This window comes from Emticicia sp. BO119 (assembly GCF_013912375.1).
Classification (GTDB): Bacteria; Bacteroidota; Bacteroidia; order Cytophagales; family Spirosomataceae; genus Emticicia.
Genome location: NZ_JACETV010000001.1, coordinates 627,998 through 653,790 on the forward strand (window position 1 = coordinate 627,998; position 25,793 = coordinate 653,790).

The following is a 25,793-nucleotide window of genomic DNA, read 5'->3' on the forward strand; positions in this document are numbered from 1 at the left end:
TAATATTAATTTATTGTAAAATTTAACTTTTGAGTTAAATATGTAAACAATTCTACATTTTAATTGTTTAATTTTGTATTGTCAGGGAAGAATCTTCCTTTTTCTTGTATTTAAATTTTGGCACGATTTTTTGATATTTTTTCACAACTCTTTCCCCGTTTACCTCTATAAGTGCTTCCTGTAATATAAATTATTTGTAAAACCTTGTGCTTTTTCCATTTTTACAAGTTTGAGTTTTTTGGTCTTAATACCTGAGTGCTTTCATTTTACTGGTAGCTATATTGTTAGAATCTAAACGGTATTGGTATATGTATATTTCTCTTAATATTGTTTTAGCCGAAAAAGATACGGAATATCAGGAGATATTTCAGGAGGCTTTAGAAGAGGTGAGTATTCCTGCTACGCTTACTATTGTGAACGATGGTAAGGAGTTGATGGATAAACTCAAATCGGCTCAATCGCCTACTTATAATGTTGTGGTGTTAGATATGAATATCCCCAAAAAGAGCGGGATTCAATGCCTGAAAGAAATCAGAAAAGATAATAAATGGAATAATACCTATTCAGTAGTATTGACCAGCGATAAAAACAGAAAACAGGTAGAAAAGGCTTATCGGGCAGGAGCTAATCTATTTATTACCAAGCCTGAATCTTACAAGGACTATATAGAGGCTATCAGAAAAATCCTTACCTCAGAACGAGAAATGAGTTTGCCAATTTACTTTAAATAGAATTATAATAGTATTCTGGATAATAGGCGAACTAGGGTATTACACTTCTGTGTACTAATTAAAATGGGCGTTCTTCCCTTAAATTAGTGATATTTAAATCATAAAGGCAATCATTCTTGAGAGATTCGCCTAAGGTTTTTATACTTGACAAATTATTTTCACAACTATTGTTTTTCATTTCTTTTTACACTTAAAGACTGTAAAACTTTTCCGGCTACATAAGAGATCTGGTTGGACCTGATGCACTACAAATCATAGAAAAATTCATGAAATTTTTTATATTTGTAGTATAGTTTCTAAAAAAAACCTTTGCATTTTTAAGTTTTAACCAGTTCTAAACTATGAATATTCAATCATCGTTAGTAATACCTGATGATTCACATTTATCTGTTCAATTAGACTTCCAACAGGCAATCTACAACTTTTTCATGCAGGCTTCTGGTATTTTCTGTGTTTTGAGAGGCCCAAACTATATTTTTGAACTGGCAAATCCGGCTTATCTACATTTTGTAGAACAGAGAGAACTAATCGGTAAACCCATCGGAGAAGTACTTCCTGAATTAAGAGAGCAGGGCTTTTTTAATATCTTAGACAAGGTCTATGCTTCTAAAGCAACTTATGCAGATAATGAGATGTATTTTAGTATAAATACAAAAGATGGAAAACAAAAAGAAGCTTATGCTAATTTCACTATTCAGCCTGTATTGAATCCTAAAAATGAAACCATCGGCATTATTATATCAGGGTATGATATAACTGAACAGATTGCTGTCCGTAAAAAAGTAGAAGAATTAGAAGAACGTATGCGTTTGGCGGTAGACGCCAGTGAGATAGGCATTTATGATTATAATCTTATAACGAATGAAGTGTTATCGTCTGAGATGATGAATAAATTGTTTGGCTTAGAGAGCTCTGTTTCGATAGAGCAGTATGTTGATATGATGAAATTGAATGACAAAGAAAAACGTAAAAAGGCTTTTCAGGATTCATTAAAGTCAGGTTTCCTGAATTATCAGTTTATTTTAATTTTGCCTGATGGAGAAAAGAAGTGGATTGAAACAATTGCTAAAGTATTTTATAATGAGGATAATACACCTATAAGATTGCTGGGAACGGTAAAGGATATAACCGAGAGTAAAACCGCAGAGGAAAAAATGGCAATGCTTGCCGCTATTGTGGAGTCTTCGGAGGATTTGATTTTAAGTAAAGAGTTAAGTGGAATTGTAACAAGCTGGAATGATGCTGGAGAAAGAATTATGGGCTATAAGGCCCATGAAATGATAGGTCAGCATGTGTCAAAACTGATTCCTGATGATAGATTACAAGAGGAAGAGGAAATTATTAATCGTTTACGAAAAGGAGAGCGCATTGAACATTTTGAAACCAGACGAGTAAGAAAAGATGGTAAAACAATTGATATTTCGCTTACAATATCACCAGTAAAAAATAAGCAGGGAGAGATAATAGGTGCTTCAAAGATTGCACGTGATATTACTCTACAGCGGCATAATGAACGTTTGATTGCTGAAAGTGAAGAAAGATTGAAAATACTAATTGGTGCCAGCGAATTGGGTACTTGGGATCTTAATCTAATGACGAGAGAAGTAGAGTATTCGCCAAGATACCTTGAAATATTCGGATATACCAAAGATGCTATGCTGACGCATGATGAATTAATAGCTCATTTACATCCGGATGACCTGCCAATCAGGAAACAGGCTTTTGAAGAAGCTTATCGCACAGGTACACTCCATTATACTTCCAGATTGATATGGAATGATAAAAGTATTCATTGGATGGAGGGGAAAGGAAAAGTTTTGTATGACGGACAGAACCGACCATATAAAATGATGGGGACAATCAGAGACATTACCAATGAAATGAACTATCAGAAGGAATTAGAAAAACGAGAACAGGTATTCAGACTTTTAGCTGACTCCTTGCCACAACATATCTGGACAGGTGACGCAGAAGGCAATATGAACTATTTTAATCAGTCAGTTTATGATTATTCAGGTCTGACAGCCATTCAGTTAGGGCAGGATGGATGGTTAGAACTATTACTGCCTGAAGAAAAAGAGAATAGCCGGAAGGCCTGGCTTGCCGCTGTAAAAGAAGGAGAACTGTTTAAAGCTGAACATCGATTCAGAAGATTTGACGGGCAATATCGCTGGCAGTTAAGCAGAGCCGTGCCACAGAAAGATGATGATGGAAATATTATTATGTGGGTTGGAACCAGTACAGATGTACACGATTGGAAGGTATTTACTCATGAGTTAGAGGAGCAGGTAAAGCAAAGAACGCAACAATTGGAGGATTCGAATGAGGGGCTTAGCAAACTCAATAACGAACTGGCACAGTTTGCTTATGTGGCAAGCCATGACTTGCAAGAACCATTGCGGAAAATTCAGACTTTCTCGGCCCGAATTCAGGAGATAGAAAAAGATAATTTATCTGCCAAGGGCAAAGATTATTTTGCCCGTTTGCAGAATGCTTCCAAACGTATGCAACAGCTGATATTGGATTTGCTGGCTTATTCTCGTGCCAACACTGCCGAAAGACATTTGGAGAAAGTAGATTTGAATGTACTTCTGGAAAGTATATTAGAACAATTAAGAGAATCGATTCTTCAGAAAAGTGCTTCAATAGAATCGGCAAAGTTACCGACATTAAATGTGGTCAGATACCAGTTTGAGCAGTTATTTACTAATCTTTTCACTAATGCTTTAAAATTTTCTAAAGCAGGCCAGAAACCTGTTATAAAAATAGACTTTGAAGTGCAATCGGGTAAAACTATTGATGAAGCGGGTATTGATAAAACCTCAGATTATTATCATATCAGTTTTCTTGATAACGGTATTGGCTTTGAATCTGAATACAATGAGGCGGTTTTTCAGGTATTTAAAAGATTACATGGTAAAGATGAGTATCCGGGTACAGGAATTGGTCTTGCTATAGTAAAAAAAATTGTAGAAAACCATTTTGGTATCATAACGGCTTCCGGTGAGCCTGGGCAAGGAGCAAAGTTTGATATGTATTTTCCGGTAGAGGATTTAGGAATTGAATGAGTGACTTAGTATTTAATATACGTTTAAAATGTAACTGCTAAATCACTCAATCGATCAATAAATATTCTATGCATAATTCGGATGTCCTAATTCTGTCAGAATGACATCTTTAGTCAGAAAACTGAACATTGCGAAGGTACAGATAAAAGCAATAACACTAATAACCACTGATAAGGCAAAGTAGCTTGACGAAAAATGTTTTAGGCGTTGTTTAAAAAAATGATTATAGACAATAAAGGATTCTAAAATCATCAAGCCTACAAAAAGCAGAGCTACTAAAGATATTGTAAAATAGTTTGCAGCGAGAGTAGATGCTTTAGAAACTACGCCGAATATTGTTATCCAAATTGGAAGCGCATAAAACGCCAACCAGATGATAATGGCAAAGGCTATCCAACTTGAAATTTTCCCGGTCATACTATAATGAGGGTAGCGTGGCTGAATCTGCCAGAAGAGGTAATGAACCCCGCAAAGGTGTGCTAAAATGACGTGTGGAATGACAAGATAAAACTCGGTTGGGAACAGGCTTGCTTGTAATAAAATCATGGTAAAGAGGAGGTTATAATGATTTAATAAGGTGTTCAGGTGGGAAGAGATTTAGAAGACCCTTTTAATAAAAAAATATTCGGAATGTCGTAATATCAAGTAAAAATGATTAATTAAAATATAAAAAAACTGCGGAATAAACACACTCTTAGACTGGTAATTACATACCAAAAGTGTCTTTTGGGAAGAATATCTCAGATTCATAGAATACAGCAAGAGATAATAAATAGCGTATGTTGTGAAAATCAATGCCAAATTAGTAAAAAAGAAGTAATATCCTAATAAATTCTGTTTTTTTATTGAGGGCCATTATAAAAGCAAAACACCCTTGAGGTATAGCTCAAAGGTGTTTTAAATAGATTTTTTGATTTTATTTCATTCTCGTTCCTTCAACTTCTATCATATCCATTAATTTACCGATAAAGTGTTCTTCGTCTTTTTTGGAAATAACCATGGTTACATCATAACCGCCTGCGGAGAAAGCTGTAAATAATTCTTCACCTTTCAACTCAACAGAAGTCATCGTAGTTTCTTCCTTAGTTTCAGGATTCGTAATTTTTCCTATTAATTTATCTTCCTTCAATTCAAAAGACATAGGCATCTTTATGTCTCCTTGTGGGGTGCCTTTAACTAACACTTCCCAGTTGCCTACGAAGAAATTTTGATTAACCTGAGCTTTTGCCAAAGATAATGAGGCAAATAAAACAATTACAGTGAGAACGAACTTTGGATTTTTCATTGATTTTTGATTGTTAAATATAAAATTATTGTTTTTTGCCTTCAAAGGTCATTCCCATTGCTTCAAGTCTGATTTTACTTACTTTGCCAGTCTCATCTCTTACAAAGCTTGCTTTTACTTTTTCACCATCAGTAAAACTATCCGGTGCATCAGCTGGTTGCATCACAGTTCCCTGGTCTCCAAATTTCAGATTTAGCTTACCTTCTGTTTGCTCCAGATCTATGTAATCCATTGGTAAGCCCTCCATTTTGTATTTACCAATATAATCACCAATATTAGCTTTAGGTAATGCTCCGGTGTCTATATTGGTTTTAGGTTCATCAGGTAAATTTAATTTAAACTCCAGACCCGTTACTATCATTAGAGTCCCATTTTCAGCCTTCGGATTTACAAATACCACAAATAAATCATGTAATCCTTCAACGTTTCCAACAGGAACTTTCAGAATGTTTGGTGCCATACTCATTTTTTCTGATGGCTCAAGGAAATCAGACTCTCCAATCAATTTACCCTTTGGGTTATCCAGTCTTAATTCTACCTTGCCCCCTAAAGCATTTACCTGTGGTTTTGGCGCCATAGCCTGTATTTGTAATTCAGTAATACCGTTCAGATCTACCTGATTCAGTACCATATAAGCTCCTGATTTCGCAGGCATAGCAAGGTTTCGTCCGCTAAACGACATCTTGTTAACGTCTTCATATCTATCAAAATCATGAGCTCCAAGGGTAGCATTTCTTAAAGTAAATGTCTGTTCTGATTTCAGCGATGGCAGGCCATTTGCTCCCTGGTCTTCATAAGCTGCGCGGACTATATAAACACCTTTGCCTTTATCATTTGAAGGTAACTTTGCCGTATATTTCCCTTTCAATGGTAGCGACTTGGCTTTTGGTTTTTCATTTGCAATATTCAGAATGTATTTCACCATTTCAGTTGCATCATTGGTAGAAACCTGCGGATGACCTGCCATAGCAGTTTCTCCCCAGACACCACTACCACCGCTGATTACTTTTTTCGCCAGACGGTCAATAGCCTCTTTATCACCTTTATATTTCATGGCAACTTCTCGATAGGCCGGCCCGATAGATTTTTTCTCTACACTGTGGCAGGCTTTACAATCACTGGCTTCAATCAATCTTTTACCCGAAGAAAAAGCCGCACTTGCGTCGGCTGAGCGATGGCCTTGCGCAATAGCTACTTTATCGAATCCCTCAGGCAGGTAATCAATATTGACAGCTACATTTTCAGGATCAATCCCATTTTCTAATGTGCCGTCTTCTTTATCTTTCACCTTGATGTCGTATTCAAACGATTTATTTGCTACATAAAACGATTTGTTACCTTTGGGCATATCAAAACTCAATACCGGAGGTTCATTACCTGCTACTATTTCAAGTGATTGCGCATTTGTACCACCTTTTCCGTCGTTTATTGTGAGGGTAGCTTTATAAATACCGGGTTTGGTTAAGGTTATGCTTGCATCAGGTGTGGCTATTACTTTATTAAATCCATTTTTAGAGCTGATTTGCCAGCTATACTTCAGTGCATCTCCATCTGCATCGGCAGAGCCTTTCGAACTTAATTTCAAAGTAAATGGTACTGCACCACCCATCTGGTTTGCCGCCACCGCAATTTGTGGTTTTCGGTTACCTCCATTATACTCAATCCGAATCAGACGGGCATCATCGTTGCCTGTAAACCAGCCCGATCCATACTCTAACATATATAAGTCACCATTTTCAGCAAATTCCATATCCATTGGGTTGCTGAATTTATAACTTGGCATAAAACGTTCCATCGATACATAATTTCCTTCTTTATCCATTGTTACTGCCATAATCCAGCCACGCATCCACTCATAAATCAAGAGTTTACCATCGTAGTATTTTGGGAAAGCACTCGCCGCAGTTTTGAAATTATCTGCATAAAATACCGGCCCTGCCATAGCATTTCTACCACCACTGCCAACCAATGGAAACTCTTTGGAAGCAGCATAAGGATACCAGATGAAGGCTTTTTGTGCAGGAGGTAAAACTTTCAAACCTGTATTATTAGGCGAAGTATTGGTGGGGGCATTTACATCCCATTTCTCCAATGATTTATTATTGGCAAAATCAAATTTATTGTAGGCTTTATTATCTCCTACAAAGTGTGGCCAGCCAAAGTTTCCGGCTTTACGTGCCTGTCCTACTTCATCATGTCCGGCAGGTCCTCTATCGTCTGCAGGTTTGCTTGCATCAGGGCCCACCTCGCCCCAATATACAAATCCAGTTTTGTTATCGACCGTAATTCTGAAAGGATTTCTATGACCCATTGTATAGATTTCAGGACGTGTACTTGCTGTACCTTTGGGAAAAAGGTTTCCTTCAGGAATTGTATAACCACCCTCAGTTGTCGGTTTGATTCTGATGATTTTACCCCTTAAATCATTCGTATTAGCCGATGACTTCTGTGCATCCCACGACTCTCGGCCTGGCCTTTCATCACTTGGGCTATAGCCGCTTGACCCATGAGGATTAGTATTATCACCAGTTGATAGGTATAGATTACCCATTTTGTCCCATGCAATAGACCCACCAGTATGGCAACATTCTTCACGTTGAGTTGGAATTTCCAACAATACTTTTTTCGATGAAAGTACTAACTCATCACCTTTTAATTCATAACGGGTCAGAATATTTTTAGGCTCTTCGGGTATAGAGTAATACAGATATATCCAATGATTCTTTGCAAAATCCGGGTCTTTATTTAAACCCATCAGACCATCTTCTCCCATTGATTCTTTACCTTCCTTATTCTTATATTTTGTACTTACAGGTATCGTTGCAATAGTTTTTAATTGTTTGGTTTTGATATTATAGAGCTTAACATCTCCTTTACGTTCAATAAATAAAATGCGACCATCGTTCAGCACACTCAATTCCATAGGTTCGTTCAGTTTTTCTTCCAAAATTACCTTGGCAAAGCGGTTTTCTTCGGGGCGTGCGTTGGCATAATTCAATGTTTTAGGGGTTGCTCCTCCCATTGCATAGTTAATACCAGCATACAAGTGGTTAAGAAATAAAGGCTCGCTGAAAGTTTCGTCAGTATGCCCCATAGCCGTATAAAAGGAGCGTCCTCCATCAAACTCCTGAAACCAGCTCATAGGGTGGTAATCAGGGTTTTTACCCCCTTGGTATGTCTTTTCATCAATCGTTAATAAGACATTGATTTTTGGCGAAATATTTTTGAAGCTATAAAACTCATCGCTTCTTTCAAAGGTATCCGGCATTCCCTGGGTAGCCCAATGATTTTTCTGTACAACAGTATATTTGCCTTTTTGTACATTGCTTGGCACCATTGGATGATCTAAAAAATAAGCTCCTGCTAGTCTTCCATACCACGGCCATTCGTACTCGGTATCAGTTGCTGCATGGATGCCGATATAACCCCCACCAGCCTGAATGAATCGCTCAAAAACAGCTTGTTGCTGGTCGTTTAATATATCTCCTGTCGTGTTCAGAAAAAGTACTGCATTGTATTTCTTTATGTCGGTTTCGTTAAATGCTTCTGCATCTTCAGTAAAGGCTACAGAAAACCCTTTTTCAGTAGCCATTTTTGCAAGTGCTTTTTTCCCGGCCTCTATTGAAGCATGCCTGAATGCAGCAGTTTTGCTGAAAACCAAAAGATTAGGTTTTTTGATTTGTGCCTGCACCCATGAGTAGGCAAGAAGCAGAGTCAGAAGAATGGTACTCGTCTTTAAGTGTTTCATCATGATGGAATAATTGATTTGTATTTGCAGAATATGATTAAGCATACTCTTTCTGATACAAATGTGGATACTTAGAAAATATAAAACAAGAATTATTGTCTTTTTTTTAGACAATAATGAAATTTTGTCTATTTTTGTATCAATCAGAGAACAAATAGTACACATTATAGAAAAAGTAGCCAAAATGCAAATTTCTATATTATTTTTACAAGACACCAGCAACTCCCCATATGAATATACTTAACAAGGAAGACTATATAGAACAGGTATCAATTGATTGTGTCATTTTCGGATTTTATGAAAGACAGTTAAGAGTACTATTGCCTAAAATAAAGTTTCTGAAAAATATCTGGACACTACCCGGAGGCTTCATTTTACAAAATGAAAGCCTGGGCCACGCGGCCTTGAGAATACTTGCCGAGCGAACAGGTATTAGAGATATTTATTTAGAGCAATTTCAGGTTTTTGGCAGCCTCGAACGCTCATCACCTGGATTGATGAGAGATGTTTTAAATTCTCACAAAGGGGTTTTTGATGAACTTGGACTGACTTCTGAAGATGTGAAGTGGTTACAGCGGAGGTTTATATCAATAGGCTACTATGCTTTGGTAGATATTCACAAGGTAGTGCCAGAAATCTCTGAATTAGATGAATCGTGTGAATGGTATGATATTAAAGAATTACCACCTTTGGCTTTTGACCATGCCGAAATTGTAATGAAAGCCTTGGATAGCCTGAGATTGATGTTAAACCATAAATTGATTGGCTTTAATCTGCTTCCTGAAACCTTTACTATGAAAGAAGTTCAGGATTTGTACGAGACGGTTTTAGATAAACCTTTCCGACGTAATAATTTCCAGAAAATGATTCTTGATTTAGATATATTAGAGCGCATGGAAAAGAAATTTACCGGAGCGGCAAATAAAGCACCATATCTGTACAGGTTTAAGAATAAAGCAATTGAAGCTGGAGTGTCAATTAATTGAGTAAACTGAAAATTATTTGTGTAAAGAAGTGTATCTTTAGGCACATAATCACAAAAAAAATACTGAACTATACTGACACATCAATCTTAATCCGATCTCTGTTTGGGCAAAAGTAGGATTTATACTTGAAACCTTGCTGAGTAATAAACTCAATGAAATCTTCGAACATGAGAGGGCAGTTTTTTTTTGCTAGTATAATGGTTTTGCCATCATCAGTGCTACTTGCAGTGATTTCTTCGTAATGTATGCCAAACCTTTGTAAAGCATCCTTGATAATCTCTCTGATATTATTGATTTTCTGCATTAGTATCATAATTGGGTAATTTACAGCTTAGATATACAAAATAAGGTTATTAAAATAAGGTGAAGAGATAATAGTATTTATAATGCAGTATATGGGTATAACAGTTAAATGAGGTAGCATAGTATATCTTAAGCGCAAAATATCTCTGCCAGGGGCTGATAAACATTTTTACACATAAATAAACAAGGCAGGTACAGGTTTATTTTACAGATATCAACCCCATAAATCCGACATGAGTTTTCTACTCTATCTTTACCAAGATGGCTTGTTAAACTCTTAAAAGAAGATTGGTAAATTCATTTGCCAGTCGGAGGTCAGTATTTTTCTGACGGCCTCAACATATTCGTCAAAATTCTCTGGTTTAGTCAGAAATAAATTCGCACCAGCATCAAAAGCATTTGCTTTAATCAAAGGGTCAAAGCTTGATGTCAGAATAACTGAAAAGGTACTACTCAGATTTCTATCTTGTCTGATTTCTTTCAGGCACTCAATTCCATCCTTTTTGGGCATATTGATATCTAACACCACAATATTATAGGTCGGAGTGTCAGGCGATTTTAAAATATTCATGAGTTCTACCCCATCGCTTACAACTGTAAGCATAGTGGGGATATTCACCTCAGTGAGTGCATTATTAAATATTTCCTGATAGTCTTTGTCGTCTTCCGCCAGGACTACGTTCAATGATACGTGCATAGTAAATAAGGTATTTTATCGTATGTGTAAATTTTATAGATGGGAGAACCACGTAATTTTACAGAAAACCTGTTTTAATAAAAAAAGGCTCTACATTAGAAATGGTCTGATAGCTTTTTTACAACCATCATTATCAATTCATTTACGTTTAGCAATGGAAATTTAAGGAGCGAAGTTTAGTTTTCATGGGCTATTTAAACTTCTGTTTTCTATTTATTTGAATCATATGTTATGTTGGGTTTAGTAAGTCTTTATAAAAATAGTTTTTTTTATTGAAAAATTGTCTGATAGACCAAAAAAAACTTCATTTAATTAAAATTTAATAAAAAATAAAATTCTGCAATTAATAATTTGTTCCTAATAGAAAAAAAAATACCAAATATTATTGATTGTTTCAGTAATTTTTGTGTTACTTTTTTACCACTTCTTTAAATACCTTCCTCAATTATCTGGTAACATAATTCCCAGAAAATAATGTTCAATTGACTTTAGCCCAGTGGCATATTTTTTTCTCTTAAATAGTACTTCCTCTTTTTATTAATTAAAACAAAAAACTGTTATGAAAACTTACGTATCGTCAGAGCAAGAAGGCGAAAAACTCAAAGAATTGTTTGTAGATGGATTGAAAGATATTTATTGGGCAGAAAAACATCTTACAAAAGCATTGCCTAAATTAGCCAAAGCATCTACATCTGAGGACTTGAAAGAGGCTTTTGAAATGCATCTTAAAGAAACAGAAGGACACGTTACAAAAGTAGAAGAAGCATTTAAGATTATTGGTGAAAAAGCTCAGGCAAAAGTTTGTCCGGCAATGGAGGGTTTACTAAAGGAAGGAGACGAAATAGTGGAATCGACCGAAAAAGGTACTGTGGTGCGCGACTGTGGATTGATTATGGCGGCTCAGAAAGTAGAGCATTATGAAATAGCTTCTTACGGCACATTAAGAACTCTTGCGCGTATGCTTGGACATTTTGACGCAGCAGAGTTATTACAGGAAATACTGGATGAAGAAGGTGCCGCAGATAAAAAATTGACAGATCTGGCAGAAGCTCATATTAATGAAGAGGCTGCACAAGAATAAAAATAAGTGAAAGAATAAGAAAGTTTGTTTAGGTTTAAATAGGTTTTGCTTTATGCAAAGCCTATTTTTTTTAATAGTCTATATGACTAATTAACACCAGATTTTTAAGAGCTTGCACGCGGGCTTTTAAAGTGGAAGCCTTTATTTTGATTATCTGAAGTCGGGCCTCAATAATCATGGTTTTTGTTTTGAGAAGCCGCAGATGGGCATCTTCAAGAAATTTCTTTTGTTCAATTTGTTGTGTAGACATGATTCTAATAATTTTTATGTTAACAGCTTTTTTGATTGATTATTGTTTATATTAACTATCTGTTGACAAAACCTGTGCCATAATTTACTGAATGGTTTTACTGGCTATTGAATCTGCTCAATAATAAATCAAATAATTGATACAGATGTATTTGTTGAATGTGGGTAGATAAAAGTATAATTTATCATTGAGTATTTTAAACCCCAGTTTTCCGTTTATATTCCCCATTTATAGAATAGCAATTGGCTGAATACTAATAATTTGCCATGATAAGTATCGGAACATTTATTTAAATTAATATTATGCAAAAATTAGTAAGGTTATGAAAAGTTTTGACACAGAAGAATACTCGTTTCCTCATGATAAGCAAATTGTTGAAGTTCATGAAGATGATAATATTGATACCCTGGTTTGTTTTTCACCTATCAAGTGGGAGTCAGTTTTTCAGCGTCCGCAACACCTGATGAGCCATGCTTCAAAAAAATGGCGCGTGTTTTATATTGAAGATCCAATCTTCGGAGTAACAACTCCTGAGCCTGAATTGAATATAAAGGAACTGAAAAAATATAAGAATCTATTTGTGGTAAGTGTGAGACTCCCAGCCGAACTATCGGCAAGTGAAACCATTAAGACTATGGAAAGTTTGCTTGCAAAACTTTGCAACGACTATAAAATTGAGAATTTCGGTACATGGTATTATTCAATAAAAAGTATTCGGTACACTGCCAGACTATACCCAAGGGTAGTAATATATGATTGTATAAATCTGATACGAAACACTCAACCTGCTTTAATCGATACAGAAAATGAGTTAATTTCTCAGACTGATCTTGTGTTTACCAATGGCAAAACTATTTATGATGAAAAACAGAACTGGCATCCTCAGGTCTATAATTTCCCAAGCAGTATTGACAAAGAGCATTTCATGCAGGCGCGTATAGAATTACCTGAGCCGTCTGATCAGGAAGAAATTCTCTTTCCGAGATTAGGCTTATATGGTGCAATTGATGAATGTTTAGATATAGAATTATTAAGAGCACTGGCGGCTCGCCGGCCTGACTGGCAATTTGTTCTGTTAGGGCCAATAATTGGGATAGATGAAGATACATTGCCAAAGGCAGAAAATATTCATTATTTAGGTGAAAAACCGTATCAGGTATTGCCCTCATATATCAGTGGTTGGAACGCTGCATTATTGCTCGTTTTAACCAGCAAAGCACGACAAGCGCACGTTCCTACCCGTACACCAGAATATCTGGCGGCATTTAAACCCATTGTTTCTACGTCGGTACCAGACATCATAAGCCCCTATGAGGCAATGGGGTTAGTCAGTACTGCTGAGAATGTGTTTGAGTTTGAAGCAGCAATAGAAGAGGCATTATCATACAACAAACGAAAAGAATGGAAGAAAACCATCGATGATTTTCTGAAATCTCATTCCTGGGATGTAACATGGCAACAAATGAGGCATCTTATAAAAACCAATATTATAGCCTGAATTGACCTGATGCTATGCTTTAATGTTTTTTTGCATTAAAGCACTCAATAAATTGCAGAGCATCAGCGTTTTAGTGGTCAGAGATAAAGCCATTTACTTATCCTTTTGATGGATAAATTTTTAATATTTAAACTTTAGCAAAAGAAGTTTAGAAAATCTCTGAAAAACTTTCGAATTAAAATTTGGTTCTTATATTTGCTGTACAGAATTGATTTTTTGCTGTATAAACGACTTCACAAGTAAAAAATAAACTCCGGCTAATAAGATTGGGTAATTAACTTTACATAAGCTACTATCTGACCAGGCTTATGTTCGATAAGTTGTATTGATATCCTGCAAACAAATTTCTATTACAGTTATTAGAAATGGCTTAATAAATTATTAGAATTTTATTAGAGGAGTTATTTTTCATGAGATTATTATTGATAGAAGATGACTTCAAGACCATGCAGTTAATAAAGCAAGGCCTTGAAGAAAATTTTTATGAAGTTGATGTAGCCTACGATGGCTTAATAGGCAAACAATTGGCCTTGCGCAACCAATATGCTGTTATTATTACTGATATTATATTGCCCGGTATAAATGGGTTAACTTTAATTTGCGAATTGAGAGATGCAGGAGTTAAAACCCCTATACTTATCCTTTCCGCTATGGGAGAGCTAAACGATAGGATAGCTGGCTTTGATGCAGGAGCTGACCAGTATCTTTTAAAACCTTTTATATTTATTGAACTACTGGCCAGGATTCGTTCGCTAATTAAGCGTAGTTCTGATGTTCATATAACTCAGAATATACTAAAATTTGAGGATTTGGAGGCAAATTTAGACACTAAGTCTATCAGACGAAACGATAAAGTTATTGAACTGACGGCACAGGAATTTAAATTATTAGAGTATTTCTTAAGAAATCAGGGGAGAGTACTATCAAAAGTGCAGATTGCAGAGAAGGTTTGGGATGTGGATTTTGACAGAAGAACTAATTATGTGGAGGTATATATTAACTATCTGAGAAAGAAAATCGACAAAGACTTTCAGCGGAAACTGATCCATACAGTTTTTGGAATGGGCTATGTTTTAAGGTAGTAAAATAAATTTTTAGTCATTTGTAAATTATTGATTGGAGAAAGGATTTTATCAGATTTGAATATTTTCTTATTGGAAAGACATAAAAAATAACAATTTTATAAAACTTTATGCTCTACCTTTGCAGGAGTTTCAGCAGATTGCACCAATATCCTGTGCAATTTATTAATAATCCCGTTTAGATGGCAGACACACACGAAGAGAAAGCAATAAAAGCAACTTACTTCAGCATTTTTGGAAACATGGCTCTGGCTATTACCAAATGGCTGGCCGGATTCTTCGGTAATTCTTATGCACTTATTGCCGATGCCATCGAATCAACTACTGATATTTTTTCTTCATTATTAGTATTGTTAGGGGTAAAATATGCAAGCCGGCCTGCCGATAAAAATCACCCTTACGGACATGGACGAATAGAACCTCTCATTACCTTTCTGATTGTAGGGTTTCTTATAATTTCTGCAACCCTGATTGCCTACGAGAGTATTGAGAAAATCAGAACTCCCCATGCATTACCTAAGGCGTGGACATTGATAGTACTTGGCTTGATTATACTATGGAAAGAAGCCTCTTATCAGATTGTTATCAGAAAAAGCCGTGAGACTAATAGCTCTTCGCTTAAAGCCGATGCCTGGCACCACCGAAGTGATGCCATTACATCTGTGGCGGCATTTATCGGTATCTCAATTGCTTTATTATTAGGGAAGGGATATGAGTCAGCAGACGACTGGGCCGCTCTATTTGCTGCCGGTTTTATATTATATAATTGCTATTTGATTGTACGTCCTGCATTAGGTGAAATCATGGATGAGAATCTGTATGATGATATCATTGATACCATTCGGGAGAAATCTTTGCAGATAGAAGGTGTAATAGATACCGAAAAATGTTTCGTACGAAAGGCAGGTATGAAATATCATGTAGATTTACATATTGAAGTAGATGCTGATATGAGCGTAAGAGAAAGCCACAAAGTGGCTCATAACCTGAAAGATTATCTGCAAATTGAAATGCCTGAATTAGACCAGATATTGATTCATGTAGAACCACATGAAGGATATGTGGGCAGATAATGGATACTAAATAATCATTAATAAGATCATTATCTTAGTTTATGCTTCAGACCGCTTTACAAAAAATAGGAAGCTTTGATGCCAGCAATATGGCATTGATAGAAAAACTACTGGTTCGGAAGCAGTTTAAAAAAAATGAAGTTCTGCTGGCTGAGGGAGATGTTTGTAAGTCTGTTTTTCTATTGGTTTCAGGTTCAGTCTATCAGTTTTTAGCCAATGAACTTGATGAAAACGTTATTGATTTATATACAGATGGTGACTGGATAATGAGCTATACAAGTTTTATGGGTCAGAAACCTTCCTTTACTCAAATAAAAGCCTATACCAATTGCGAGGTTTTTGAGCTTACCATTCACACTTTGCATCATCTTATCGAAATCTCTCCGGTATTCTTTCAGTTAGGAAAAGTAATGGAACAAGGCACTGCACGAGTCCACTATTTTGATAATTCGTTTACACCGCTCCAAAAGTATAATCATCTGTTAGCCAACAAACCAAAACTGCTTCAGCAATTTCCCCTTAAAATGATAGCTTCCTATCTGAAAATTACTCCAGAAACATTAAGCAGGGTAAGAGGAATATATTGATATAGTGTATTTCTTGATTTGAATCAAGTGAAAGTTTTGTGCGTATGAATCATTTTTGTATCTCATACCTGACAAACAATTATATGGAATCTCAATTCAGAAAAACTGCCGCATTATGTTTACTTTCTGGCTCATTATTAGCAACCATCACGATGATACTTCACCCAAGCGGAGGCAGTTTGGAGCATATCACTCACACAAAAGGTGTAATTGTTTTTTCGCATTCTGTGGCTATTTTTTGTCTTCCTTTTATCGGGTTTGGTAGTTGGGGTTTATCAATGTTATTACAAACATCTAACAGAGTCTCAATGCTCTCATTTTTTGTATTTAGTCTCGGATTAATAGCTGCGATGATAGCTGCATCTGTCAACGGATTTATCCTGCCTTTTTTTGTCAGTCGTTATTATAATACAGGAATCGACGAGATTATATTGAAAACAATACTCGGTTACGGAAAATACTTGAATGCTGCAATGGACTACATTTTTATTGTAGCTTGTATGTTTGCTATTGGTATTTGGTCAATAATTATTGTTACGAAAGCACAATTGCCTAGGTGGATAGGTTATTATGGGTTTACTATCATGGCATTCGGTATGGTGGCTATTTTTACCAGTTTCAATTTTATCAGCGTTTTTGGTTTCAGAACCTTTATTTTTGGCTTAGTAAGTTGGCTTGTGCTGGCAGGAGTGTTAATGTTTTTAAAAAGAAAATCGGATGATTAGGAAAATAGATTTGTTAATACTTTCCAGTACAATCTTAAGTGTAAGAACTAAATTTTCTCCATGATCAATTTTAGAATAAAACTATAATTTCAATCAATAATATAATATGAAAACCTCTAAGGTAATTTACAAGCATGCATGGCCGTATCAGCAGGATAAAATGAACCTACCTGTAGAAAATGTGGATACGGCAATAAATTTCTATGAAACTGTTATGGGATTCCGTAAAATTTCAAATGTCGATACTCCGTATAAATCAGCTGTATTAAAAAGGGATGATGTAGAAATAGGCTTGGCGGAGAACGGAGGAGATCCTACCCAAGACGGCTGTTTCTTTGAAGTAAACAATGTAGAAGATACACTGGATGAACTCAAAGCCAATGGTTTTAATAAGATTGATTCAGATTTTAGTTTTCAGAAACATGGTTCTACGCTTTGGAGAGTGTTTTTTATAATAGCTCCAGACGGATTATGTTATTGTATTGGGGAGAGACAAAGCTAAGCCTCAAGAGCAAAACTCAGGCGTCAGAATAGTATCTTATGATTATATGATATATTTTTATCCCTGATTTTTTTTTCTGGTACATTTATTCAGCCTCTTATCAAATTTATAGGTTAGTAGCCCAATTGTTTTGTATAGCTTTATCTTAAGATTAGATAAAAAAGTATATTGTTTACCTCTTTTACTTACTCAACTATTCTATACAAAATATGAGCGACTATATAAAAATTAGTATTAAGCTTTTGTGGGCGATATTGATGATGTATTGGTTTATTTCTGGCTACAACAGCAAAAAGACCAAAGAGCAGGAACCTCTTATAAAGCGGGTTCTTTTTTACTGGTTTCCTGTTTTTGTGTCTATGTATCTTCTGGGTCCTGGCGAATGGTTTGGACATACGTGGTTAAGAGAGAATTTTGTTCCGCATTCCGACTTAGTAGGAATCATTGGATTAAGTTTCGGTGCTACAGGATTGGGCATAGCCTGTTGGGCAAGATATACATTAGGTCGAAACTGGAGCTTGTCTGTTCAGAAAAAAGAAGATCATGAGTTGATTGCCAATGGCCTATATCGATGGATCAGGCATCCGATTTATACCGGCTTATTGTTACTTTTTATTGGAACAGCATTGATTGTTGGTGATTACAGAGGAATACTTGCCGTAATTATAATTTTTATTTCCTTCTGGGTTAAACTTAAAAAGGAAGAAAAATGGTTGATGCAGGTTTTCGGAGAAGATTATCATTCTTATATTAAACAGACCAATGCTTTGATTCCTTATTTGTTGTAATGGCTTTTTAGAAACTGTTTCAAAATAAATCCTTACTTTCGTAATTACATCAAGTAATGCAAATATGAAAGTAACACAACTATTCACCGATTTCTTTGAAAGTGAAAAGGCCGGGGGGCTTATTCTGATTGCCTGTACTACGATTTCACTCTTTGCTGCCAATTCAGGTTTTGCAGATGTATATGCCGATTTCTGGCATATAGAATTAGGAGATCATTCATTAGGGCATTGGATAAATGATGGGTTGATGACAATTTTCTTTTTATTAATTGGTCTGGAGTTAGAAAGAGAGGTCTATATCGGAGAGTTATCGAATATAAAAGATGCTTTGTTGCCTATTTTCGGTGCTTTGGGTGGAATGGTAGTGCCAGCCTTATTCTTTTTAGCTTTTAACTGGGGCACAATAGGCCAGGCAGGAGCGGGTATTCCAATGGCAACAGATATTGCCTTTGCCTTAGGGATATTATCTTTACTCAATGACAGAGTTCCGGCTTCACTAAAAGTTTTCCTGATCGCCTTGGCTGTTATAGACGATCTTGGTGCTATTTTAATCATTGCTATTTTTTATACTAAAACACTTTTATGGGGCAATCTCCTGACTGCCTTAGGGATTTTTGTTATACTAATGGTATTTAATCGGCTAAAAATAAGAAACCTGATTCCTTACTTGTTTGGAGGGGTGGCAATGTGGTATTTTATGTTAAATTCGGGCGTACATGCTACTATCACAGGGGTGCTATTGGCATTTGCTATACCCTTTGGTAATGGCGATGAAAAATCAACATCATATATTTTACAACATTATCTTCATAAACCAGTTGCCTTTTTTATACTTCCTGTTTTTGCTTTGGCTAACACTGCTATCAGTATTAGTGGCAATATGGGGGATGTGTTGGTACAAATGTATAGTATTGGTATTGCCATAGGGTTAATTGCAGGTAAGCCATTGGGTATTTTTTTATTATCATTTGCTGCTGTAAAACTGAATATCTGTAAACTTCCTGACGACCTAAACTGGAATGCCATCGGAGGGGTGGGATTTTTGGGTGGTATAGGGTTTACCATGTCAATTTTTATTACCTTACTGGCTTTTGAAGACACCACCATTATTAACAATGCCAAATTTGCAATTCTGATTTCTTCGCTTCTTGCAGGTATAATCGGATATTTTTATTTGAGATTAACTTTGAAAGAGGAAGTCTCCATATCTGCTTAAACTGGTGAGAAAAGAATACCTTATATGTTTGAAGAAATAGGAGCTACTAAAATTAAGTAGCCCTATTCAAAACAACTTTTGCTGTAATTGGCTCGTAAGTTAAAGCCAGAACAGCAGACAGTCAAAAAAATTTATCTAATGGTAAAATGAAGTTATTTTGATAGTCGTATGAGTTGTTCTGAAAGAATGATTTAGTCTAATGCCATATTACTGATTGGTCAATTTTTAACAAACTGTTTCTACCTGTAAGGATCATAGCTAATAATAGTTCATCTTTTAATATCTGTATTACTTTTGCAACACCCTGAGCACCACCACAAGCTAATCCATAACAGATTGGTTTTCCAATCAATACTGCTTTAGCTCCTAAGGCAATTGCCTTTATTACATCAGTGCCCCGTCGGATTCCACCATCTAATAATATCGGTATTTTGTTATCTATTTTCTCGGCAACACGCGGAAGTACCTCAATAGTAGAGGGAACAGTATCTAAATTCCGGGCACCATGATTTGATACAACAATGCCGTCAACTCCAGTCTGAACGGCTTTGATCGCATCTTCGGGATTCAGAATTCCTTTAAGCAGGACAGGTATTTTAGTAAATGATTGTAGCCATTCGATATCTTTCCATGTGATAGGGTTTTTAGGTGCGCCTATTTCACCTAATGAATAATGAGCAATTACATCATCAGGCAAAGCAAAACCGACTTTTGCCTGGCGGTCGCGAATACCTGGTGTAGGTGTGTCAACCGTTACGCAAAGTGCTTGATAGCCCAGTGATTCTGCTTTCTGGATGAGGTCTTTCGTATATATACGATCGTCTCTTACATACAATTGAAACCATAATGGTTGAGTAGCTACTTTAACTATTTCTTCGAGTGGAGTAGTGGTAAATGAACTTACTACATACACGGTGGAGGCAGCTCCAGCACCTTTAGCCGTAGCAATTTCTGCATCGGGGTGCATGATTTTATGAAACGCCGTAGGGGCAATCAGTATTGGATGCTCCAGTTCTTGTCCGAAAAGACTGAGTTTTGTATCCGGGTAGTTTAAATTATTTAATACTGTAGTATTCAGTTTAATATGATCAAATGCTTCCCGGTTCCATCGGAGTGTCACTTCATCTGCTGCGCCACTGGCTACATATTCGTATGCCATCCGGGTCATTTTTGTGGCAGCCATTTGCTCAAAATCAAATAAATTAATGAGTTGAGATAAATCAGCAGGAGAATTATTGCTTAAAGCCATTGCTAAATGTCAGGTTGAATTAGGTATTCAAAGATAATGAAAGAGTTGGCAAAATGTGTTTTATAAGGCGATTTTCATAAAACGGAACATCAGTTTGCTGAATGTATAGATTTTTATAAATCGGAGAGTGATTAAGTTTAGCCAAATGTATAATTGTATGTGGTAAGCTTTTTAAAGATTGAACTTGATTGAAAAACAGACAAATCAGTCAGTACATAAATATTGAAAAACTTAACGCATGGATGGATAAGAATACTTTGATAAAGTTGTATATCAAAATCGGTTTTTCCTTGAAAGAACTTTTGGTTGGTTAGTAGCTTTTAAGGCTTTGCTTATAAATGTGAAACTTCAGTTTTAAATTCGCTTAGTTTAGATGTTAGGAGAATATCCATAGCCTTTATCAGAAAATCGATGAAATTGATACCTTTGACAAATTTGATCGTTAAAACATTAAAATAAATAAATAATGACCTGATTTTTAACTAAATTTGAATGAAAAGTATTTCCAGATTGCCACTACATATCTTGCGTTTTATTCTGAAATAATTATAAATTTATAAGGGACCATGGATGCTGAATTTTATATATCTCGACAGCCCTCCGAAAGGCAGAATGTCTTATCAAATATCCACGGGATTATCATTGAAAATGATGCGAATATTGAAGTAAAAGTTGAACCAATGATGGGAAAAGAAATGATAATTTATAAAGAAAAAGGTGGCTTAATGAAATATGCTCTTTCGAGCGTAAAAAATTATATATCCTTACACGTTTTGCCCATTTATGGCTCCAAAGAGCTACATGAAAAATATAAGGCAAAGCTTATTGGCGCAAGTTTTCAAAAAGGGTGCATTAATTTTATTGATGAAACAGAAATGCCTCTACCTGTTGTTAAAGAATTAATCTCAGATTGTGCCAAAATAAATCTCGCAAAAATCAGGGAAAACTATCTGAAAGCAAAGAAGAAAAAATCAGAACGTTGAAATTAAGTTTTTGAAACATTTTACTCAATTCGTATAGTTAAGATGCCAACAAATGATAATAGCGTATATTTTGCTCCTGAACTTTTTATCAATAAAGGAGTAACAGATGTCTCATTTTATGAGAAAGCATTTGGAGCAATTGAAAAAATGCGATTTTCGAATGAAGATGGGAGTATTCATGTGGTAGAACTATCTATTAATGGGGCTATTTTTCATATACACGAAATCACCACAAAATCTTATTTCTTTTCACCTGAAAAAAACAATGGCTGTACTGTCTGCATTGGTTTATTTGTTACTGACGTAGACAAAGTAATGAAAAAAGCAATTAATGCAGGGGCCACTGAAGTAAACCCAGCGCAGGATTATGACTATGGGTACAGACAAGGAACAGTAAAAGATCCGTTTGGTCACTACTGGCAAATACAGAAGAAAATCTAAAGGTTGTAAGCAACTTGTTGAATAAGAAAAATGAATTATAAAACTTATAAGCCATGTTCAGAACTAAAACCGTTTATTAAATGCTACTGGACATTGCTTGCACCAGAAGAAGTGAAGCCACAAAAACAACGGATAGTGCCAGATGGCTGTATGGAAATGATTTTTCATTGCGGAAGTTTATTTAAACAATATCTGAAAGGAGATAACTATTTAATTCAACCCAGAAGTTTCGTCTTCGGACAAATTACTGAGGCTTTGGATATTGAACCTCTTGGAGAAACTGCCATATTTTCCGTTCGTTTTCTGCCTGATGGATTTAATGCTTTTGCAACTATACCTGTAGGTCTGATGGAAAACCGGGCTGTTTCATTGCAGGAATTATTTGGTATAGACGGAATAGTCTTGGAAAATAAAATATTGCAGGCAGAAACAACGGAAAGAAGAATTGCAATAGCAGAGGCTTTTTTATTACAAAAACTCATTACACCTGAATCTATTAACCAATTGATTAAATCAAGTGTAGAAATGATTGTGCGATTGGGTGGACAATTATCTGTTGATGAATTATCGGAAAATGTTCAAATTAATCGCAGACAACTGGAACGGAAGTTCTCAGCTATAATAGGTTTAAGCCCGAAGCAATTGTCTAAAATTATCAGACTACAGGCTGCTCTAAAATTATTGTCAACGCAAAATACTGAAAACCTGACTACTATTGCCTACGAGAGTAACTATTATGATCAGGCCCATTTTATAAAAGATTTCAAGGACTTCACTGGCGTTAGTCCCAAACAATTTTATGCGCATAACCTTAGAATGTCGACATTATTTATCGACAATGATTAGCCTGTCGTGATTTTACAATTTTTGTTAAAGATTGTCTTCCATTTTTGCTGCATGAAACTACAAATCAAATATTTCGCAAGTATAAAATAAGACAATTTAAACACAAGCATTATGAAAACACTTATCTGTTTATTTAGTACCATTCTGCTATTTACCAATTCATCGAAAGATAACCTTGACCAGGTTCAGTTTTTGGAGGGTATCTGGAAAACCGAGAATAAAGAAATTTATGAAGTCTGGAAAAAGAATACAAACGGGACAATGGACGGCTACTCTTACAAAATAAAATCCGGTGAGAAAATGGTATCAGAATACCTTACCATCAAGATGATTGATGGTAACCTTACTTATCAGGCTCGTGTACCTAATCAGAACAATGGACAGACAATTCCGTTTGTATTAAATAAAACTGTTAAGGATCAATTGTCTTTTGAAAACCTGAGCCACGATTTCCCAAAAAAGATTCAGTATAAATTGATTGACCCACAGACGATTTTAGTAAGTGTTTTGGGGGGTGGTGACAAAGGGTTTAAGTTTAAAATAATTAAGCAGTAATAACCGTCCCCGTGCCCTAAAGATACTTTACTATTTCCTTACGGTCATTATAAGTCTTTGGTATTTGGTTAATGATGGAGTGCCGTTGTCAGTTGCTTGAAAAATAACATGAATAGTCTGTCCTGCTACGGCATCTTTTGGAATCTGAATTTCTGTCTGTAAGGCATCAGGTTTTGTGATATCTACTTTATTGGGATAAGTTCCGACATTAAACTGCCACCATTTTGTAGAAACAGTATTGCCATCCGGGTCTGATACAAAGCCGTTTAATCGTATTTTTGAGCCAGGTGAAACCATAATTTTCAATGGGCCTTCAATTCTTGCCATTGGAGCATGATTAGCATTTGCATATTTGGGTGTAACGGCCCATTTCATTCGGGCGGCAAAATCCTGCTGGGCCTGAGGGAAAAAATCAGGGAATGTGTTTTCTTTTTCACGATTATTTACATTGCTCAGGGCATTTGCCATGGCAGTAGCGCTTGTGTCGGCTAATCCGAAAGCAAAATTGTCTTTCCTGTTGGCAGAGCCGCCTCCCCAACCGCCATAATAGCCGGCTTCATAGGCACGTAAGCCATTGCCTAACATATTCATAAAGGTATGATTATCGCCTTCTCCTAACCATGAGCCTTTGGCTTGTGGAGGCATCCAGACTACGTATCCCATTTTCTTCAATTCGTCAGTGGTTTTTCCTGCTTCACCAAAATAGTCCATAATATCTCCTTTCACCATTTGTTTTCCATCTCCCCATACACGGTATAAAGTTCCTAACGGACCTCGATCAGTTACATTTTCTTTCATCCACGCTGATGTGAGGTAAGGTGCATTTTCCGGTTTGGCTCTTAACTGGGCACCATATCCGTAATTTGGGACATCACTGAACTGACGATATTCAATATCAGGCCAATTAGGTCTGATATAAGTAGCGTAGGTATCATCCTGATCACCAGAGGGTAGGAAAACTACTTTTTTGGCTATTTTCTTTTTAATGACATCCCATTGAGTGGTGTACTCGTACTGATCCTGAATTGATTTTAAAGCTCGGGCAATGGTGCTGGCTCCTCCCCACGAGGTAATATAAAGTTGTCCGGGCTTATCGTCTAATATGGCGGCTTTAATTAATTCTGAACCTGGGGTGTCTTTAGAAAAATCACCATCAAATTCAATATTCCCAAAACGGATTTTTGATTTCAATAAAGTGGGAGTCGGATATTCCGGATTATGGACTTTCAGGTTTGGATATGATTTTTCGTAGGCATCAACAATATCATGAATGAAGCGTTCTCCTTTAGCCCAACGCCATGATTCACACGGGCACATATTCAATCCAAACCTGGTGTATTCTCTATTAGGTACCGACCACTTGGTTCCTTTACCGTCGCCTGTCCAGTGAAACTGGCTACTGGCATACACAAGGCCTTCAATGTCAAGGTCGCTGCTATATAAAATAAAACGTATAAGGGAGTTGTTATCATCGAGCTCAGGGTCGGCAGTAATGATGATTCTTGGCTTTCTTTCTTTGAGAAGTGTCTGTGCATTTACCTGATTAAACAAACACATGTTCAAAAACACAATTAAACAAAAAAGTGTTGAAATCCGTAAATAGTTAGTCATAGGGTGAATAGTGAAAATAAATATATAATTCTATTTGCCTGAAACAAAAGTAAAAGAAAATAAACGAAATAAAAAGAAAATAAGTGAAATATTTTTTGTTTGTTATCAATGAATAGTTTTATTATTTGTTTGAATAGTGCATTTGCATTGAAATAATGTGGGAAAGAGCCTGCCTTCAAAAAAAATAGATCTTTTTGAAGGTATTAGCAAATTGTAACATTACGTTATTATTCTCAGGAGAGGGGTTATTCTAAATTTAAGGATTATTTATTTTCCGGCAAATCTTTAATTATTTACTTATGGTTAGAACCAACAATGGTGTTAAACAATTCTTAAAACTTGCCTTTCCGTTTATTTTATCTACCTTTGTCTTGGCTTTAGGGGTATTCTGAAAAAGAATTGAGAGAGTCCCTTTGAACCTGATACGGTTGAGACCGACGTAGGGAAAAGCGAATAATAGAGAGCCTTGCGCCTTATATATTATCCTC

Annotated in this window: 24 protein-coding genes and 1 riboswitch; of the genes, 16 read left to right on the forward strand and 8 right to left on the reverse strand. The window is 35.9% G+C overall.

Annotated elements, in window-relative coordinates:
* The first annotated feature begins 308 nt into the window (after positions 1–308).
* The gene (locus tag H1R81_RS02765) at positions 309–731 is read left to right on the forward strand and encodes a response regulator (protein ID WP_181839147.1); all 423 of its coding nucleotides are present in this window, start codon (positions 309–311) and stop codon (positions 729–731) included.
* Positions 732–1,072: 341 nt separating this feature from the next.
* On the forward strand, positions 1,073–3,799 hold the full coding sequence (locus H1R81_RS02770; RefSeq protein ID WP_181839148.1) for a PAS domain S-box protein: 2,727 nt from the start codon (positions 1,073–1,075) through the stop codon (positions 3,797–3,799).
* Positions 3,800–3,865: 66 nt separating this feature from the next.
* Here H1R81_RS02770 and H1R81_RS02775 read toward each other — a convergent pair whose 3' ends face one another.
* The 3 genes from H1R81_RS02775 to H1R81_RS02785 form a co-directional block, all read right to left on the reverse strand.
* Complete coding sequence (locus H1R81_RS02775; protein WP_181839149.1) at positions 3,866–4,345, reverse strand: hypothetical protein; 480 nt, start codon at positions 4,343–4,345, stop codon at positions 3,866–3,868.
* 370 nt (positions 4,346–4,715) lie between these two features.
* A complete protein-coding gene (locus tag H1R81_RS02780) occupies positions 4,716–5,084 on the reverse strand; it encodes a hypothetical protein (protein ID WP_181839150.1) in 369 nt (122 codons plus the stop codon).
* Between the two features lie 25 nt (positions 5,085–5,109).
* Positions 5,110–8,835, reverse strand: a complete 3,726-nt coding sequence (locus H1R81_RS02785) for a ThuA domain-containing protein (protein WP_181839151.1) — start codon at positions 8,833–8,835, stop codon at positions 5,110–5,112.
* A 227-nt stretch (positions 8,836–9,062) separates the two neighbouring features.
* Between H1R81_RS02785 and H1R81_RS02790 the strand changes: the two genes are divergently transcribed.
* Entirely contained in the window at positions 9,063–9,818 is a 756-nt protein-coding gene (locus H1R81_RS02790; protein WP_181839152.1) for an NrtR DNA-binding winged helix domain-containing protein, read from the forward strand.
* Between the two features lie 67 nt (positions 9,819–9,885).
* On the opposite strand, the gene H1R81_RS02795 is transcribed toward H1R81_RS02790, so the two are convergent.
* The gene (locus H1R81_RS02795; RefSeq protein WP_220275157.1) at positions 9,886–10,131 is read right to left on the reverse strand and encodes a hypothetical protein; all 246 of its coding nucleotides are present in this window, start codon (positions 10,129–10,131) and stop codon (positions 9,886–9,888) included.
* 267 nt (positions 10,132–10,398) lie between these two features.
* Positions 10,399–10,818 carry a response regulator gene (locus tag H1R81_RS02800; protein WP_181839154.1) on the reverse strand — a complete coding sequence of 140 codons (420 nt, stop codon included), beginning with the start codon at positions 10,816–10,818 and terminating at the stop codon, positions 10,399–10,401.
* Positions 10,819–11,377: 559 nt separating this feature from the next.
* Between H1R81_RS02800 and H1R81_RS02805 the strand changes: the two genes are divergently transcribed.
* Complete coding sequence (locus H1R81_RS02805; RefSeq protein ID WP_181839155.1) at positions 11,378–11,899, forward strand: ferritin-like domain-containing protein; 522 nt, start codon at positions 11,378–11,380, stop codon at positions 11,897–11,899.
* A gap of 70 nt (positions 11,900–11,969) precedes the next feature.
* Here H1R81_RS02805 and H1R81_RS02810 read toward each other — a convergent pair whose 3' ends face one another.
* Entirely contained in the window at positions 11,970–12,149 is a 180-nt protein-coding gene (locus tag H1R81_RS02810) for a hypothetical protein (RefSeq protein ID WP_181839156.1), read from the reverse strand.
* Between the two features lie 322 nt (positions 12,150–12,471).
* On the opposite strand from H1R81_RS02810, the gene H1R81_RS02815 reads away from it, so the two are divergent.
* From H1R81_RS02815 to nhaA, 8 genes are all read left to right on the forward strand, one after another.
* Entirely contained in the window at positions 12,472–13,647 is a 1,176-nt protein-coding gene (locus tag H1R81_RS02815) for a glycosyltransferase family 1 protein (protein ID WP_181839157.1), read from the forward strand.
* Between the two features lie 410 nt (positions 13,648–14,057).
* Positions 14,058–14,729: a response regulator transcription factor gene (locus H1R81_RS02820; protein ID WP_181839158.1), complete on the forward strand. Its 672-nt coding sequence runs from the start codon at positions 14,058–14,060 to the stop codon at positions 14,727–14,729.
* A gap of 182 nt (positions 14,730–14,911) precedes the next feature.
* Positions 14,912–15,802, forward strand: coding sequence for a cation diffusion facilitator family transporter (locus H1R81_RS02825; RefSeq protein ID WP_181839159.1), 891 nt, complete (start codon positions 14,912–14,914; stop codon positions 15,800–15,802).
* Between the two features lie 41 nt (positions 15,803–15,843).
* A complete protein-coding gene (locus tag H1R81_RS02830; protein ID WP_181839160.1) occupies positions 15,844–16,389 on the forward strand; it encodes a Crp/Fnr family transcriptional regulator in 546 nt (181 codons plus the stop codon).
* Between the two features lie 83 nt (positions 16,390–16,472).
* Positions 16,473–17,114 (forward strand): hypothetical protein, encoded by a 642-nt coding sequence (locus tag H1R81_RS02835; protein WP_181839161.1) that lies wholly within the window; start codon positions 16,473–16,475, stop codon positions 17,112–17,114.
* A 106-nt stretch (positions 17,115–17,220) separates the two neighbouring features.
* On the forward strand, positions 17,221–17,616 hold the full coding sequence (locus H1R81_RS02840) for a VOC family protein (protein WP_181839162.1): 396 nt from the start codon (positions 17,221–17,223) through the stop codon (positions 17,614–17,616).
* A gap of 209 nt (positions 17,617–17,825) precedes the next feature.
* Positions 17,826–18,404, forward strand: coding sequence for an isoprenylcysteine carboxylmethyltransferase family protein (locus H1R81_RS02845; RefSeq protein ID WP_181839163.1), 579 nt, complete (start codon positions 17,826–17,828; stop codon positions 18,402–18,404).
* Positions 18,405–18,468: 64 nt separating this feature from the next.
* Entirely contained in the window at positions 18,469–19,620 is a 1,152-nt protein-coding gene (nhaA, locus tag H1R81_RS02850; protein WP_181839164.1) for a Na+/H+ antiporter NhaA, read from the forward strand.
* A gap of 196 nt (positions 19,621–19,816) precedes the next feature.
* Here the strand turns inward: nhaA and H1R81_RS02855 are convergent, their stop codons facing one another.
* The gene (locus H1R81_RS02855) at positions 19,817–20,869 is read right to left on the reverse strand and encodes an alpha-hydroxy acid oxidase (protein ID WP_181839165.1); all 1,053 of its coding nucleotides are present in this window, start codon (positions 20,867–20,869) and stop codon (positions 19,817–19,819) included.
* A 566-nt stretch (positions 20,870–21,435) separates the two neighbouring features.
* Here H1R81_RS02855 and H1R81_RS02860 point away from each other — a divergent pair.
* The 4 genes from H1R81_RS02860 (at position 21,436) to H1R81_RS02875 (ending at position 23,694) form a co-directional block, all read left to right on the forward strand.
* Positions 21,436–21,852, forward strand: coding sequence for a hypothetical protein (locus tag H1R81_RS02860; RefSeq protein ID WP_181839166.1), 417 nt, complete (start codon positions 21,436–21,438; stop codon positions 21,850–21,852).
* Positions 21,853–21,894: 42 nt separating this feature from the next.
* Positions 21,895–22,293 carry a VOC family protein gene (locus H1R81_RS02865; protein ID WP_181839167.1) on the forward strand — a complete coding sequence of 133 codons (399 nt, stop codon included), beginning with the start codon at positions 21,895–21,897 and terminating at the stop codon, positions 22,291–22,293.
* Between the two features lie 30 nt (positions 22,294–22,323).
* Positions 22,324–23,139: a helix-turn-helix transcriptional regulator gene (locus H1R81_RS02870; RefSeq protein ID WP_181839168.1), complete on the forward strand. Its 816-nt coding sequence runs from the start codon at positions 22,324–22,326 to the stop codon at positions 23,137–23,139.
* Positions 23,140–23,250: 111 nt separating this feature from the next.
* A complete protein-coding gene (locus tag H1R81_RS02875) occupies positions 23,251–23,694 on the forward strand; it encodes a DUF6265 family protein (RefSeq protein ID WP_181839169.1) in 444 nt (147 codons plus the stop codon).
* A 30-nt stretch (positions 23,695–23,724) separates the two neighbouring features.
* Here H1R81_RS02875 and H1R81_RS02880 read toward each other — a convergent pair whose 3' ends face one another.
* Positions 23,725–25,251, reverse strand: a complete 1,527-nt coding sequence (locus H1R81_RS02880; protein WP_181839170.1) for a DUF1593 domain-containing protein — start codon at positions 25,249–25,251, stop codon at positions 23,725–23,727.
* Positions 25,252–25,674: 423 nt separating this feature from the next.
* A riboswitch (TPP riboswitch) is annotated at positions 25,675–25,768 on the forward strand.
* Positions 25,769–25,793: the final 25 nt, after the last annotated feature.

Bases quoted from the DNA above. Each gene is read 5' to 3' on its own strand.
- H1R81_RS02765 (WP_181839147.1), top strand. From the start codon at position 309: ATGTATATTTCTCTTAATATTGTTTTAGCCGAAAAAGATACGGAATAT.
- H1R81_RS02770 (WP_181839148.1), top strand. From the start codon at position 1,073: ATGAATATTCAATCATCGTTAGTAATACCTGATGATTCACATTTATCT.
- H1R81_RS02775 (WP_181839149.1), bottom strand. From the start codon at position 4,345: ATGATTTTATTACAAGCAAGCCTGTTCCCAACCGAGTTTTATCTTGTC.
- H1R81_RS02780 (WP_181839150.1), bottom strand. From the start codon at position 5,084: ATGAAAAATCCAAAGTTCGTTCTCACTGTAATTGTTTTATTTGCCTCA.
- H1R81_RS02785 (WP_181839151.1), bottom strand. From the start codon at position 8,835: ATGATGAAACACTTAAAGACGAGTACCATTCTTCTGACTCTGCTTCTT.
- H1R81_RS02790 (WP_181839152.1), top strand. From the start codon at position 9,063: ATGAATATACTTAACAAGGAAGACTATATAGAACAGGTATCAATTGAT.
- H1R81_RS02795 (WP_220275157.1), bottom strand. From the start codon at position 10,131: ATGATACTAATGCAGAAAATCAATAATATCAGAGAGATTATCAAGGAT.
- H1R81_RS02800 (WP_181839154.1), bottom strand. From the start codon at position 10,818: ATGCACGTATCATTGAACGTAGTCCTGGCGGAAGACGACAAAGACTAT.
- H1R81_RS02805 (WP_181839155.1), top strand. From the start codon at position 11,378: ATGAAAACTTACGTATCGTCAGAGCAAGAAGGCGAAAAACTCAAAGAA.
- H1R81_RS02810 (WP_181839156.1), bottom strand. From the start codon at position 12,149: ATGTCTACACAACAAATTGAACAAAAGAAATTTCTTGAAGATGCCCAT.
- H1R81_RS02815 (WP_181839157.1), top strand. From the start codon at position 12,472: ATGAAAAGTTTTGACACAGAAGAATACTCGTTTCCTCATGATAAGCAA.
- H1R81_RS02820 (WP_181839158.1), top strand. From the start codon at position 14,058: ATGAGATTATTATTGATAGAAGATGACTTCAAGACCATGCAGTTAATA.
- H1R81_RS02825 (WP_181839159.1), top strand. From the start codon at position 14,912: ATGGCAGACACACACGAAGAGAAAGCAATAAAAGCAACTTACTTCAGC.
- H1R81_RS02830 (WP_181839160.1), top strand. From the start codon at position 15,844: ATGCTTCAGACCGCTTTACAAAAAATAGGAAGCTTTGATGCCAGCAAT.
- H1R81_RS02835 (WP_181839161.1), top strand. From the start codon at position 16,473: ATGGAATCTCAATTCAGAAAAACTGCCGCATTATGTTTACTTTCTGGC.
- H1R81_RS02840 (WP_181839162.1), top strand. From the start codon at position 17,221: ATGAAAACCTCTAAGGTAATTTACAAGCATGCATGGCCGTATCAGCAG.
- H1R81_RS02845 (WP_181839163.1), top strand. From the start codon at position 17,826: ATGAGCGACTATATAAAAATTAGTATTAAGCTTTTGTGGGCGATATTG.
- nhaA (WP_181839164.1), top strand. From the start codon at position 18,469: ATGAAAGTAACACAACTATTCACCGATTTCTTTGAAAGTGAAAAGGCC.
- H1R81_RS02855 (WP_181839165.1), bottom strand. From the start codon at position 20,869: ATGGCTTTAAGCAATAATTCTCCTGCTGATTTATCTCAACTCATTAAT.
- H1R81_RS02860 (WP_181839166.1), top strand. From the start codon at position 21,436: ATGGATGCTGAATTTTATATATCTCGACAGCCCTCCGAAAGGCAGAAT.
- H1R81_RS02865 (WP_181839167.1), top strand. From the start codon at position 21,895: ATGCCAACAAATGATAATAGCGTATATTTTGCTCCTGAACTTTTTATC.
- H1R81_RS02870 (WP_181839168.1), top strand. From the start codon at position 22,324: ATGAATTATAAAACTTATAAGCCATGTTCAGAACTAAAACCGTTTATT.
- H1R81_RS02875 (WP_181839169.1), top strand. From the start codon at position 23,251: ATGAAAACACTTATCTGTTTATTTAGTACCATTCTGCTATTTACCAAT.
- H1R81_RS02880 (WP_181839170.1), bottom strand. From the start codon at position 25,251: ATGTGTTTGTTTAATCAGGTAAATGCACAGACACTTCTCAAAGAAAGA.